Consider the following 13,695-nt stretch of genomic DNA (forward strand, 5'->3'; position numbering starts at 1 on the left):
GGCTCTAACTCGAGGGACTTTCGGCCAATCTCCGTGGCCGCCCCGCCGCGGGGCCCTTCGCCCTTATGCTGACGACGATGGCGAACCACGGCCCCGATCCCACCACGCCGCTGTGGCGCGCGGCCCAGGTGTTCCGGCTGCTGAGCTGCATCTACGCCACCGGCTTTCAAATCGCGATCAATCCGGATCTAATGCGGCCGGTGCTGGGCTGGGTGCTCTTCGGCGCGCTGATCGGCTGGAGCGCGGCCTGCGCGGTCGCCTACCTGCGCGGCTTCGGGCGCCGGCCGGCGTGGGTGCTGGCCGAGCTCGTGGTCGTCGTCCTGCTGATGTGGTCGAACAGTCTCGTCGCGAGCCCGCACTGGGCGGCCGAGAACCAGACCTGGCCGACGACGTTGTGGGCGAGTAACCCCACGATCTCCGCCGCCATCCAGTTCGGCCCCGCCGGCGGAATGCTGACGGGCCTGGCGGTGATGGCCACCAATTTCGCCGTCAAGGATTACCTCGCGCTCAACCTCGGGCACAACGCCACCGTCATCATCGAACTGGCGATCGGCATGGCGATCGGGATGGCCGCGCAGACCGCGCGGCGCGCCCACGCCGAGCTGCAACGAGCGGCCCAACTGAGCGCCGCGGTGGCCGAACGCGACCGATTGTCCCGGCAGGTCCACGACGGAGCGATCCAGGTGCTGGCGCTGGTCGCCAAGAAGGGCCATGAGATCGGCGGCGCCACAGCAGAACTCGCCGACCTGGCCAGCGAGCAGGAGCGCGCGTTGCGGCGCTGGCTGGCGGGCACGGACATCGAGGCGGATGCCGACGGGGTGACGCTCGACCTGCGCTCACTGCTGCGGTGCCGGGAATCCGATCGCGTGTCGTTCAGCCTGCCCGGCACCCCGGTGCCGCTGGGGCGTTGGGCGGCAACGGAACTCGACGCCGCGGTGGGCAACGCGCTGGACAACGTCATCGCCCATGCCGGTCCGGAGGCGCACGCGTACGTGCTGGTGGAGGACCTCGGCGATTCGGTCGTGGTCAGTGTCCGCGACGACGGGGTGGGGATTGCCGCCGGCCGGCTCGAGGAGGCGTCTCGTCAGGGACGGCTGGGCATCGCCCAATCGATCGTGGGACGCCTGACGGCGCTGGGCGGCAGCGCCGAATTGCACAGCGCCCCAGGGGAGGGCACCGAGTGGGAGTTGTGCGTGCCACGCCGGAAGGGACGCCATGGCGGATGACGAGACGCCGACGAGCGTGATGGTCGTCGACGACCACCCGATCTGGCGTGACGCGGTCGCCCGCGACCTGGCCGAGGAGGGCTTCGCGGTGGTCGCCACGGCCGACGGCGTGGCCGCCGCGGGGCGGCGGGCCGCCGTGGTCAAGCCCGACGTGGTGGTGATGGACATGCAGCTGACCGATGGCGACGGTGCGCAGGCGACCGCCGCGGTGCTCGCGGTGTCACCGTCGACGCGGGTGCTGGTGCTGTCGGCATCCGACGAGCGCGATGACGTGCTGGAGGCGGTCAAAGCCGGTGCGACGGGATACCTGGTCAAGAGCGCCTCGAAAGCCGAACTGGCACAGGCGGTGACGGCCACCGCTGCCGGCCGCGCAGTGTTCACCCCCAGCCTGGCCGGGCTGGTGCTGGGCGAATACCGGCGCATCGCGCAGAGCAAGGACGACGGGCCCGCCCGCCCCAGCCTCACCGAACGAGAAACGGAGGTGCTGCGCTACGTGGCAAAAGGACTGTCCGCCAAGCAGATCGCCGAGAGGCTGTCGTTGAGCCACCGCACGGTGGAAAACCATGTGCAGGCGACCTTCCGCAAGCTCCAGGTCGCCAATCGGGTGGAACTGGCGCGCTACGCCATTGAGCACGGCCTGGACGAAGAGCCGTGACCCGCGGGGCGGGCGGATAACCGCACTTGCCCCGCGGGCCGACGCCTCTGGGCTACCGCGTCGCGGCGTGGCCGCCGCCGACCGGTACCGCGCCCTTGTGCTGGGCCATGATTCGCGCGCTCACCAGTGCGGTCACCACCACGGCCATGCACACCAGCCCGTCGTCTTTGAGGCCCCACCTGATCGCCGCGAGCAGCGCCACACCGGCCGCGCACAGCAGGGCACCGACGGCCACGCCCCGGCCCCGTGACGTCACCGCGGGCGCGCCGTCCCAGCCGGACAGCGGGTTGTTCTCCAGCGGCCGCAGCGCAACGAACAGCACCGCCACCGTGACGACCACGATGAGCACCTGCGCGAGGCCGATGGCGAGGAAATCCTGCGCGCCCGGAAAGCGTGGGCGGCCAAGGTAATCGAAGATCAGGTGCACACCCAGCAGCACCGGCATGTGCCACAGGTACAGGGTCATCGCGCCCGAGTTGCCGATGGCGGTCCACCACCACACTCGCGGCCGCTGCGCCCAACGCGCGATCGCCGGTGCGGCCGCGATGGCCAACGCGCTCAGGATGATTGCGTGCCCGGCCAGCAGCAGTGACGGCGGGCTGGTGTTGGACAGGTGGTGATCGCCGGTGCCGACCATGCTGATCTGATACGGCCCCCAGTGCACCAGTGCGACATCGACGGCGAGGAAGACGGCGGCGACGGTCAGCGCGGCGCGGCCACCGAGCAACCGGCGCCGGTAAGCCACACCGAACATCGCGGGAATCAGCCAGACGGCCAGGTTCAGATAACCCAGTGGCATCAGCGCCGGCCACTGCAGGCGGATCACGTCGATCAGCGCGATCGTCCCGAAGACCGCCGCCACCCCGGCGGCCAGGCGCCCGGCCGTGGTGATGCGGTACAGCACCGGCATGGCGGCCAGCACCAGAACGTAGGCCCCCAAAAACCACAGCAGCTGCGTGCTGACACCGGCGATCGGCTCGTAGACGTGTTGCGGCAGCGCCCGATACAGCACGGTCAGCGTCACTGCCCAGAACGCCAGATAGTAGAACACCGGCCGGAACAGCCTGGTGCAGCGCCTCATCAGCCAGTCGCCCCAATTGGTGCCCGGCGCCCAGGAGGACACGCACGCCGCGGCGCCGGCGAAGAAGAACAGCGGCATGATCTGCAGCAGCCACGTCATCGCCTGAAACAGCGCCGAGGTGGTGAGCAGGTTGTCCCAGATCAGGACGTTGTTGCGGATGATGCTGGCCGCCATCACGGTATGGCCGAGCACCACGCCGACCAGCGACGTGATGCGGATGACGTCCAGGACGCGATCACGATCGGCCGGCGTACTCGCGGCCACCTCGGCGACGTCGGGAAACCTGACAAGAGTGGTCATGGGAGCGGAACTGCCCTTCTGTGGTGTGAACGCCGAAGCGTTGTGGTGGAGCAGGAATCGTGCGATGAGAAAAGCATCGCCGGTGGCGCGGGCGCGGGCGTGCGCACTTCTACGCGTAGGCGCTGAGTAGTTCTACTCAGCCCGCGGAGTTGAGCGGGTCGTAGTCGGCCAGCAGCTTTTCGATGCGGGCCTCATCGAGTCGCACCCGGACGGTCGCGGCCTCCTGTTGGTCGCGGATCACCTTGGCCAGGGTGAACGCGCTCGACACCAGGAACAGGAAGGTAACACCGAGGAACAATCGCGGCCACGGGTCAAGCGGCAGGAAGTAGATCCCGCCGAGCGCGGCGAGGAAGCTGATCGCGAACGCGACGGCGGCCTGGACGAAGAAGGCGGCGGTGGTTTTCGACGTGCTGTTGGGGATGGTCATGCCAATCAGACTGCGGCAGCACACCACCCGCGAGGATCCGTAAGACTACTCAGATTCGGCGGTGCGATCGCCCGGCCGCGCCAGCAGCACCGCAGCGGCGCCCGCGGCAGCCACCCCGATCGCGGCGGCGATCACCGTCGCCACCTCCACCGAGGCGAACCCGGAGTCGGCGAGCGGTTTGACCACGGCCACCACGCCCAGGGCGGGCATCACCAGCCGAACCCACCAGGCCACCACGCTGTCCCCGGGTAGTCGCGAATTAGCCTCTGTGACAAACACATACAGTGCCATCAACAGCAGGGGTGCTGCGCCCAGGATCGCCAGGCCGATCCAGCGCGCGCCGTCCGCCGAGACGACGGCGCCAACCAACGCGACGAGGGCGACGACCGCCAGCCGCAGGCCCACGCCGGCCGGCGCCCCGCGCATGACCGCCAGGCCCGCGGCGGCGCGCACCGCGGCCCAGGCGGAAACCAACGCGGCGGCCACCGCCAACGCGAGGCCGGCCACCGCGAGCCACCGCCGGCCCTCGTCGGCATAGAACTCGGGCACCGCCTCGGCCAGCATCTTGGCGCTCCATCGCCACGGGCCTATCACGCCCTGGTGATCGCCCACCCACAACACCACCGCCACCGCGGCCACCAGCACGACGGCCAGCGACATGGATCGTCCCGGCCTGGCGACGCACGGGATGCGGACGGTGAGCAGTTCGACGCCCACCATTCCCAGGCCGAAGCCGACGAGCTGGCCGGACAGCGGGCGCGGTGTTGCGGCCGTCCCGATGACGACGGGGTCGGTGCTCAACGCGACGAGGGCGGTCACCGACACCGCGAGGCAGCCGTAGAGGAGCAGGCCGGCGAGCACGAGCGGCATCGCCAGCGTCGCCACGACGCGCGTCGACGCCCAACAGGCGGCGGCACCGACCACCACCGCCACGACTGCGGCGCCGACCGGCAGCCACGACACGATCTTGACGGGGTCTTGATCGGGCCAAAGCAGCTGCAGCAGTTGCAATCCGAGCGTGGCCGCGAACTCCGCGGCCAACACCAGGTAGGCAAGCAACTGAACGATGCCCGCGGCCGTCCCCGCTTGGCGGCCCAGGGCGGCGCCGATCAGCTCGGCGGTGCTGCGCGCGTGCGGCGCGTGGCCGCGCAGCCGCGCCAGCGCGTAGATCACCGAAATCATCACCACCGCGCCCACCAGGGCGCCCAGCCCGTACCACGCCGCGGACGCGATCACGGCCATGCTCAGTGCGGCGGCCCGCCAGGTTCCCAGCACCGGCTCCCCCGAGCCCGTCTCCGGCCGCGCCGGCGCGGGTAGCGATTTCTTCGGCATCGCCTAAGCATGACGTAGCGGCGCTGAATTGATCAACGAACGCGCCTCGGTCGCGCCCGCGAACCAGCAACACAACGCCTTGCATATGGCTCAATAAATCGCTTAGTATCTAAGCGACTTTACCGGTATGTCGGAAGGGGTCTCAAAGTGCCCACGGCGGTCAAGACAAAGCGAGCCCGTCTCGTCGACTTGCTGCTCGGCTCGCTCGCGCGTCGATACAGCACGGCCGCAGTGCTTTTCCACCACGCGGTCGCCGAGAAGCTAGGGCTTGGCCCCACGGACACGAAGTGTCTTGATCTGCTGCGTGAGCGATCCGCGATGACGGGCAGCGAACTCGCCGCGGCCACCGGGTTGACCACCGGTGCGATCACCGGTGTGGTGGCGCGCCTGGAGAAGGCCGGTTACCTCCACCGCGATCCTCACCCGCAAGACGGGCGCAAACAAATCCTGCGTCCGGTCGAGGCGCGGTTTCAACAGGTACACGACGTGTTCGAGCCGTTTCGTGGCGATCTCGCGACCCTGTTGTCGGAGTTCGATGAGCACCAGCTCAACGCCATTGCGCGGTTTCTCGCCGAAGGAACCGAGATCACGTTCAGACATGCGGCGCTACTGCGAGCTCAGCCGTTTTCTGCCGACGACAGATCGGGCGGCTACCGTGGCAAGGCGCCGCGATGAGCGTGCTGGAAGTCGAAGGGGCCCAGCTGTATTACGAGACCCGCGGCGACGGCCCGCCGATGTTGCTGATTCCCGGCGCCAACGGCGATGCGGGCGTCTTTGAGCCGCTCGCCGACAGATTGTCCGCACACTATCGGGTAGCGACATACGACCGGCGGGGCTTTAGCCGCAGTCGCCTTGCCGGCCCACAAGATTACTCACGGCGATTGTCCACCGACGCCACGGACGCGCGGCGCCTCATCGAGCACGTGGCGGGCGGCGGAGAGGCCACCGTCTTCGGTACCAGTTCTGGAGCCGTTGTGGCGCTGCGTCTCCTGCTCGAGCACGCCGACGTGATCGATACCGCCGTGTTGTTCGAGCCGGCCGCCATGTGCTTGCATCCGCAAGGCCGGCAATGGATCGAGTTCTTCGCCTACGTGTATGACGTATACCGGCGCGCGGGAACGGACCCGGCGTTGAAACTGTTCCGCGAACGTACGTTTCCGGCGGTAGACCACGCGGTCATGCAGCGGTCCAGAAATCCAAACTCCCCGCCCGCGGTGGCGAACGCGGTCTACTGGTTCGAGCGTGAGCTTCGCGAGTACACCTCGGCGCAGGTGAACACCGAAGCCCTGCGCCCATGGGCCGATCGCATCGTCCCCGCGGTGGGGCGGGAATGCCGAGGCTATCCCAATCACGAGGTGAGCCGTCGATTGGGCCGCCTGCTGGACCGCGATGTGGCCGAAATGCCGGGCGGACACGTGGGTTTCGTGACCCATTGCGACGCGTTCGCTGACGCCCTGCTCACCCGACTGCAACAGGAAACCTCGGCAAGACACGGAACACGGTAAGCGAAGAACCGAACGGGTCGACGCGGGAAGGCAGATGGCGGGATGGACGTACCGTTCACCACCAGATACGGGATCGAGGCGCCCTATTGGCCGGCGGGATTCGCGCTGGGCGGCGTAGCGCTGCTGGCCGTGGCGCGCTCTCGCGGTCGCTGGTGGCGTGCTCCCGCCGCGGCGTTGTTCGCTCAGGCGGCGCTGTATCTGCACACCACGTTGCGCGGAAAACACGTCGTGTGGCGCCGGGAACTGGACCGGCTGGCATTGAATGGCGATGAGCGCCTACTCGATGTCGGCTGCGGCAGCGGTGCGGTGCTGATCGCCGTCGCCAAGCGGCTCCCCCGCGGGCGAGCCGAGGGTGTCGACCTATGGCGCAGCAGGGACCAGTCCGGCAACGATCCCGCGCGTACGCGGGAAAACGCCCGCGCCTACGATGTGGCGGATCGGATCCGGCTGCACACCGCAGACATGACCGAATTGCCCTTTCCCGACGGCTCCTTCGACGTCGTCACCTCGGCGCTCGCGGTGCACAACATCTCCAACTCCGCTGACCGTCGCCGCGCGGTGGCTGAGATGGCCAGGGTCCTCAAACCCGGCGGCAGGCTTGTCCTGGTCGACATCATGCACGTCACCGACTACGCCAGGGTCCTCGCTGACGCGATGACCAACCTCAACTGCCGCGGTCTTGGCATCAACTATTGGTATGGCGCCCCGTGGCTGCCCGCACGCGTGCTGACGGGCACCCGGCGCTGACTTCAGGCATCGATCACGCGTCTATTTTCACGCGCCCGGATTTCGCGCGGGAGACGCAGACCAGCATCTCGTCGTCACCTTCCGCGGTGCGCCCGCGCCGATCAACTTGCCCGCCAAGCACTTTGACCTTGCAGGTGCCGCAGAATCCCTGCTGGCAGGAGTACGCGGTGGTCGAATCGCGGTCGAGCATCACGTCCAGCGCCGACCGGTTCGCCGGCACCTCAAGCACCCGCTGCGAGCGGGCCAGTTCCAGCTCGAAGGGCACCCCGTCGACCACCGGCGGCGGGCCGAAACGTTCGTAGTGCAGCGGCGCGTTCGCGTGTTCGTTGCGGGCGGTGCGCACCGACTCCAGCATGGCGGTGGGGCCACACACGTAGACGGCCGTCGCCGGCCCGGCGCCGGCGAGCAAGTCCGACGCGGTGGGGATCCGGCCCCGCTCGTCGTCGGCCCACACCGTCACCCGGTCCGGCGCCACGGCCAGCACCTCGTCCAGCAGCGGCATGTAATCGCGGGTGCGCCCGGCATACACGGCGCGCCAATTGATTCCGCGCTGCTGGGCCGTCTGGATCATGGGCAAAATCGGTGTCACCCCGATGCCGCCGATCACGAACAGCACCTCGCGCTCGTCGGTGACGAGATAAAACGCGTTGCGGGGACCCTCGAACTCGAACCTGTCCCCCACCTTGAAGGTGTCGTGCATCTCGATCGAGCCGCCGCCGCCGTCGGCGATGCGGCGCACCGCGATGCGATAGTCGGTGCGTCGGCCGGGCGAACCACACAGTGAGTACTGCCGGCGGCGTCCCGATGGCAGCCGAACGTCGATGTGCGCGCCGGGCGTCCAGGACGGCAACAACCCACCGGCCGGGTCGGCCACCGTCAGGGCGACGACGTCGGGGGCCAGAAGCTCGCGGTTGATCACCACCGCGGTGGTGGTGCGCTGCACGGGCTGCACGCGCGAGGACGTCCACCGCGACGCCGATGCCAGGCCGCCGAACAGCGCGCCGACCCCGTACAACGCCGTGTACATGCGATCACGCTTGCGGCGGCCGTAGAGGTCGGCCGGAATGCTGTCCCAGATGCTCTGTGCCACAATCAACCTCACGCCTGGCCGATGCCGCGACGGTCCGCGGACTGGGCGATCAGGTCAACCCACTCGCCGGTGAGCCGGGCGATGACCTCGGGGTATGCGCTGACCACCCAGTGGCCGCCCTCGATCGGGACGACCCTGCCGCCCTCCGGGATGGAACCGGTAAACCGTTGCAGGGCGGGCGATACGAAGTAATCCTGGCGCGCGACGAGCACCTGCACCGCAACGGTGGTCTGCGGCAACCGCTTTCCGGGCGCGAGCATCGGCTTGGGCATGTTGGCGCGGTACAGGTTGAGCCCGTTGAGATAGTCGCGGATGGAGCGGCTGGTCGCGGCGCGCCGATGCCCGGCGCCCCGCGGCCGCCCGATCAGTTCCACCGCCGCAAAGACCGCCACGGTCGCCCGCGACCAGATCGCCAGCTCGGGCACGCCGGGGCACAGAAAGAACCAGATGTAGCTCGAGGCCAAGGCCTGCTTGAGGACGTCGAAGACGCCGCGCGGCGACCGCGGGGACCGCAGGAACCTGCCCGCGTAGTTCAGGTGCGGGCCCGAGATCGACGTGAACGAGGCAACCTTGTTCATCACCGCGTCGTCGGTGACCGCCGCCCAGGCCTGAATCGAGCCCCAGTCGTGGGCCAACAAATGAACCTGGTCGACCCCGAGGCTGTCGATCACCGCGTCGATGTCCGAAACCAGCTGGCCGAAGCGGTATCCCGCCCGCCTGGCCGGCTTCGACGAATCCCCGGCGCCGCGCACATCGTAGGCCACGACATTGAAGCGGCGGCCCAAGATCTCGGCGACCCCGTCCCACACGTGGTGGTTATCCGGGTAGCCGTGGATGGCCAGGACCGTCGGACGGCCCGGGTCGATGTCGGTGTAGGCGTGCACCGCCAGTCGCACGCCGTCGGAGGCGGCGACCGTGGTTGGGGCCACTTCGGTGGTCATCGTCAGTGCCGTTTCAGTGCGAGGCCCGGGCCGCGGGCGATCGGGCCAGGTAGTCGACGGCGCGCCCGACCCCGCCGAGCTGTGACGGATGAAAACTCGGTGTGTAGTAGGCGCCGATGACCCGGAGGAACTGGAACGGCCCGGGCACCAACCCGCGGCGCGCCGCGCGAAAGTAGTCGCGCCAGCGCGGCTTGGTACCGGGCGGCAGGTGGGGATCGACCGAGTACATGAACCGCACACCGCGGACGAACAACCACAGCAGCGCCGGCGTGATCAGCAGCTGCGTGCGCACCTGCCGCCAGTACCCGCCGCGCAGGTGCTTCATGGTGTCGAACGCGACCGCCTTGTGCTCGACTTCCTCGGCGCCGTGCCAGCGCAACAGGTCGAGCATCACCGGGTCGGTGCCCATGGCGTCGTGTTGTGGGGTGTTGAGAATCCATTCGCCGAGGATCGCGGTGTAGTGCTCGAGGGCGGCGACCATCGACACCCGCTCGAGCAACCAGCTCTGCCGGCGGCGGCTGCTCCACCGCGGCCGGTCACCGATGAGTTGGGTGAACAGCCAACGCATTTGGTCGGTAAACGGCGTCACGTCGATGCCTCTGGCCGCGAAGTGTCCGAGCACCCCCGCGTGCGCCTGGGAGTGCATGGCCTCCTGGCTGATGAAACCCTGCACATCGCGACGCAATTGATCGTCTTTGATCAGCGGCAAGGTGTCCTTGAAGGCGTCGACGATGAATTCCTCGCCCGCGGGCAGCAACAAATGCAGCACATTGCAGAAGTGGGTGGTGAACGGTTCGTTGGGCACGTAGTAGAACGGCAGCGTCGACCAGTCGAAGTCGACGTCACGCGCCTGCAGGACGATCCGCTCGTGGTCGAGCGAGGCGTCATGCGGGCCCGTTGCCTTGTCATCGACGGTGAACATCGTCGCCACCCCTTTCCGTCCTGCGCCAAGTCGTACGGCTAGGCGCTGCGTTGCGCGTCGTCCTCTACCTCAGTGATCAGACGCTCGCTGCGCAAGAACCGGACCAGATGATCGACCGTCTCGCTCAGGGCCGGCTCGCGCAGCCGGACCTTGGTCAGGCCCCGCCGATGACGGTACTGGGTATTGTCGTAGCGCTTGTCGCGCATGGCCGCGATCTTGTCCGCCGACCGGGTGAGGAAATCGACCAGCGGATACATCTGGTCGTTCGGCGTGCAGCGGCGGTTCAGCTGCTCGGTGAACGACGGGATGTCGTGGTATTCAAAGCGATACCCGTAGCGTTCGGACAGAATGCGGGTGACGTCGGTGAGGTTGTAGTAGTCGTCGGCGGTCATGTTGAAGACGCTGCCCGACTCGTCCGGCAGGCCCATCAGCGTGACGATGTGATCCGCGATCAAGTCCGCCGGCAGCAGGCTGATCTGGTTGAGCGCGTTGACGGCGATCCCGTGCTCGATCATGAACGCCGTCAGGCGCACCAGGATGTCGTCCTGGCTGCCGAAGCCCGCCCGGGTGGGCGAGATCAGCGAGGGCCGGTAGATGCGGACGTCGAGTCCCTTGCGCTGCGCGGCCAGCGCCAGCTGCTCGCCGACCCACTTGGTCTGCGAGTAGCCGAAGTCCAGGCCGGCCATCTTCTCGTTGGCGTCCCACTCCCCGACCACCGGTTCGGTGCTCCAGCCGTAGATGAACGTGCTGGAGACGAGGTGGAAAGCCTTGCGGTGGTTGATCATCGCCAGCCGCAACAGTTCACGGGTGCCCTCCACGTTGGCTGGCCGCAGCGCGTCGTAGGTGCGCACGTAGTTGACCAGCGCGCCGTTGTGCACGACGACATCGACGTCATGGGCCAGTTGCTGGAAGGCCGCCTCGCCGATGCCCAGCGCGGGCTGGGCGAGGTCGCCGCAGACGACGCGCACCCGGGCGCGGACATCGGCTTCCAGCGCCGGGGACCACAGCTGGGCGCGCCGCAGCGACGCGACGATGCGGTCCAAGCCGTGCGCGGGGTCGGTGGCGCGCACCAATGCGTGCACGGTGTAGGAGGTCCGCGACAGCAGGCTGCTCACCAGGAACGGCCCCAGGAATCCGGTCGCGCCCGTCAGCAACAGGTCGGTGGGCTCGCCCGGCCGCGCCGGCGCCAACTCCGGCAGCGGCAGCGCCGCGTCGGCCCGCATCTGGGCGGCCTCGTGGGCCTCGTACTCGGCGGCAATCTTGTCCAGCGCCCCGCGCAGGGCCTCGAGCGGCTGGCCGGAGCCCTCGCCGAATTGCCTTATCAGGCCGAAGAATTCGGACACCGTCAACCGCTGGAGCAGCCGGGTGTTGACCTCTTCGGCGAGCTCCCCCGCGCCGTTCTCCTCCAGCAGGGCCTGCAGGTCCGTGCGGAGCTCGGCCAGCGCCAGCGAGTCGATGCCGAGATCGGCGAACGAGCAGTCCTCGTCTCCGGTGAGGTCGTAACTCTCGATGAGGTTGCGGAAGCGTTCCAGCGGACCGGCGCCGGCACCCAGTTGGCCGTGTGTCCGGTTGGCGGATTGGTTGACCCAGGTGGCGAAGGCGGGCAGCTCGTCGTCCAGCCACAGCTGGCGCGTCGAAGCGCGCCGGATCTTGCCCGACGTGGTCTTGGGGATGCTGCGCGGCGGCGCGAAGACGATCGCGTGCGGATCGATGTGGCAGTGCCGGCGGATCGCGCGGGCCACGGACTTGGCGTCCGGAAGGTTGTGCTCGTCGCGCACCTCGGCGACGACGATCAGCGCTTCGGACTCGTCGTGCTCGACCGCGAAGGCGGCGACGCAGCCGCTCCGGACGTGCGCGGCCGTGCGCTCGACGACGGCTTCGATGTCGGAGGGGTAGCAGTTGACGCCGCGGACGATGATCAGGTCCTTGCTGCGGCCGCAGACGAAAAGCTCACCCTCGTAGAGGAAACCGAGATCGCCGGTGCGCAGGAAGGTGTGTTCGTCATCGCCGGCGATGTGGGCGCCGAACATCTCGGCGGTGAGCTCCGGACGGTTCCAGTAGCCGGCGCCCTTGGAGGGCCCGGCCAACCAGACCTCGCCGACCCGCCCGTCGGGCAGCGCCTGGCGCGATTCGGGATCGACGATGCGGACCAGCGTCTCCTCGATGGGCTTGCCGCAGCTGACCAACGCGACCTGGTTGCTGTTCTCCGGCAACGCCTTTTCGACGCGCGCGACGTTGCGCTCCAGCCCGCGCTTGTTGACCGCGATGGTCTGGCGCCCGCGGATCGACACGATCAGGGTTGATTCGGCCATGCCGTAGGCGCCCGTCAGCGCCTCGGGCCGCAGGCCGTACTCGGCGAACCGCTGCCGGAAGCGAGCGAAGGTGTTGGCGCGCAGCGGTTCTGCGCCCACCACGATGCATTCGAGGCTGCTCAGGTCCACGCCGGCCAGCTCCGCGGCGGGCAGCTTGTCCTCGCGCAGGCAGTACTCGAGCGCGAAGTTGGGTCCCGGGGTGTGGGTGGCGCGCACGTCGCTGATGAGCCGAAGCCACGACGAGGGCCGGGCGAGGAAGTCCAGGGGCGACATCGCGTGGGTGGACCCGCCCAGCAGCACGATGAACATGTAGGCCGAGATCAGGCCCATGTCGTGATGCTGCGGCAGCCACGAGGCCAGCACCACGTCGCCGGTGAAGGCGGAGCCATTGGCGATGACGTTGGCGTGGGTGACGATCACACCCTTGGGATTGCTGGTCGACCCGGACGTGTACTGCAGGAAGAGCACCTCGCCGGGCGTGTCCGCGACCGGGGCGCCGCCGAAGTCCTGGGCACCGTCGGTGGCGAACCAGGGCAGGTCCGGCAGGCCGGCGTCGGACTCGTCCGTCCAGACGCCCTGCCCGCGGCGCTGGCCGAGCAGCAGGCGGAAGTCGTACTCGAACTGCTTCGTCGACAGCACCGCAGTCGCCTGGCAATCGCGCGCGATGAAGCTGAGCTTGGCCAGTCCGGAATCGAAGGACATCGGCAAGGGCGGGCTGACCGGAACGGCGATGACCCCGATGCGCGCGCACGCATACAGCGCGGCGATCATTTCCAGACCGGGTGGGTAGACCAGCAGCGCACGATCGCCGGACTTGAGGCCGGCCTCTGTGGACAGGTAGGCGGCCAGCTCGCGGGTGCGTTCGGCGAAGGCCTGGTAGGTGTAGTGCTCGAGTTCGCGGCCGTCGGCATCGACGAACCGGAAGAGGGTTTGGTCCGGCCTCTGCGCTTCCCACATCTGCAGGTAATCGATCAGCGTCTCCATCGTAGGAGTGATCCCCCTTCCAGGTTGGCTTAGCCCGAGAACGACTTCCGTCGTGAATATAAAGACTAATGTAGCGCCGTGAGGCCGTCCTGAGCAAAGCGTAGATAGGCATTAAGGGCCGTCGCACACCACATTCACAGGTGAAACTTAAATGGCAGAATTAAATGCACTAA

The 13,695-nt window shown here is 68.2% G+C and carries 12 protein-coding genes; 5 read left to right on the forward strand and 7 right to left on the reverse strand.

The genetic code is table 11. The annotated features are described in order from the left end of the window. The first annotated feature begins 65 nt into the window (after positions 1-65). Together macS and A5659_RS02865 are read left to right on the forward strand one after the other, a co-directional pair. On the forward strand, positions 66-1,226 hold the full coding sequence (gene macS, locus A5659_RS02860; protein ID WP_067179222.1) for a MacS family sensor histidine kinase: 1,161 nt from the start codon (positions 66-68) through the stop codon (positions 1,224-1,226). Beyond that, a complete protein-coding gene (locus A5659_RS02865) occupies positions 1,216-1,881 on the forward strand; it encodes a response regulator transcription factor (RefSeq protein ID WP_066871056.1) in 666 nt (221 codons plus the stop codon). Before macS ends, A5659_RS02865 begins: the two co-directional genes overlap by 11 nt. Positions 1,882-1,933: 52 nt before the next feature. Here A5659_RS02865 and A5659_RS02870 read toward each other — a convergent pair whose 3' ends face one another. The 3 genes from A5659_RS02870 to A5659_RS02880 all read right to left on the reverse strand — a co-directional run bounded on the left by A5659_RS02870 (position 1,934) and on the right by A5659_RS02880 (position 5,021). Beyond that, on the reverse strand, positions 1,934-3,262 hold the full coding sequence (locus A5659_RS02870; RefSeq protein ID WP_067179224.1) for an acyltransferase: 1,329 nt from the start codon (positions 3,260-3,262) through the stop codon (positions 1,934-1,936). A gap of 136 nt (positions 3,263-3,398) precedes the next feature. Further along, positions 3,399-3,689: a YiaA/YiaB family inner membrane protein gene (locus tag A5659_RS02875; protein WP_066871062.1), complete on the reverse strand. Its 291-nt coding sequence runs from the start codon at positions 3,687-3,689 to the stop codon at positions 3,399-3,401. Between the two features lie 45 nt (positions 3,690-3,734). After that, positions 3,735-5,021, reverse strand: coding sequence for a hypothetical protein (locus A5659_RS02880; protein WP_067179226.1), 1,287 nt, complete (start codon positions 5,019-5,021; stop codon positions 3,735-3,737). Positions 5,022-5,168: 147 nt separating this feature from the next. Between A5659_RS02880 and A5659_RS02885 the strand changes: the two genes are divergently transcribed. The 3 genes from A5659_RS02885 to A5659_RS02895 are packed head-to-tail and all read left to right on the forward strand — an operon-like array spanning position 5,169 to position 7,273. Beyond that, positions 5,169-5,696 carry a MarR family winged helix-turn-helix transcriptional regulator gene (locus A5659_RS02885; RefSeq protein WP_067021312.1) on the forward strand — a complete coding sequence of 176 codons (528 nt, stop codon included), beginning with the start codon at positions 5,169-5,171 and terminating at the stop codon, positions 5,694-5,696. Beyond that, positions 5,693-6,526: an alpha/beta fold hydrolase gene (locus A5659_RS02890; RefSeq protein WP_067179228.1), complete on the forward strand. Its 834-nt coding sequence runs from the start codon at positions 5,693-5,695 to the stop codon at positions 6,524-6,526. The genes A5659_RS02885 and A5659_RS02890 overlap by 4 nt, the downstream gene beginning before the upstream one ends. Positions 6,527-6,568: 42 nt before the next feature. Continuing rightward, entirely contained in the window at positions 6,569-7,273 is a 705-nt protein-coding gene (locus A5659_RS02895) for a class I SAM-dependent methyltransferase (protein ID WP_067179230.1), read from the forward strand. A 13-nt stretch (positions 7,274-7,286) separates the two neighbouring features. Here A5659_RS02895 and A5659_RS02900 read toward each other — a convergent pair whose 3' ends face one another. From A5659_RS02900 to A5659_RS02915, 4 genes are read right to left on the reverse strand one after another with little or no spacing between them, the layout of a single operon-like run. Next, positions 7,287-8,369, reverse strand: coding sequence for a PDR/VanB family oxidoreductase (locus A5659_RS02900; protein ID WP_067179232.1), 1,083 nt, complete (start codon positions 8,367-8,369; stop codon positions 7,287-7,289). A 2-nt stretch (positions 8,370-8,371) separates the two neighbouring features. Continuing rightward, the gene (locus A5659_RS02905; protein ID WP_067179234.1) at positions 8,372-9,304 is read right to left on the reverse strand and encodes an alpha/beta fold hydrolase; all 933 of its coding nucleotides are present in this window, start codon (positions 9,302-9,304) and stop codon (positions 8,372-8,374) included. A gap of 13 nt (positions 9,305-9,317) precedes the next feature. Next, on the reverse strand, positions 9,318-10,226 hold the full coding sequence (locus A5659_RS02910) for a metal-dependent hydrolase (protein WP_067179236.1): 909 nt from the start codon (positions 10,224-10,226) through the stop codon (positions 9,318-9,320). 38 nt (positions 10,227-10,264) lie between these two features. Further along, on the reverse strand, positions 10,265-13,522 hold the full coding sequence (locus tag A5659_RS02915; RefSeq protein ID WP_067179245.1) for a thioester reductase domain-containing protein: 3,258 nt from the start codon (positions 13,520-13,522) through the stop codon (positions 10,265-10,267). Positions 13,523-13,695 lie beyond the last annotated feature (173 nt).

It is taken from the genome of Mycobacterium sp. 1165196.3, from assembly GCF_001673415.1.
GTDB lineage: Bacteria > Actinomycetota > Actinomycetes > Mycobacteriales > Mycobacteriaceae > Mycobacterium > Mycobacterium europaeum_A.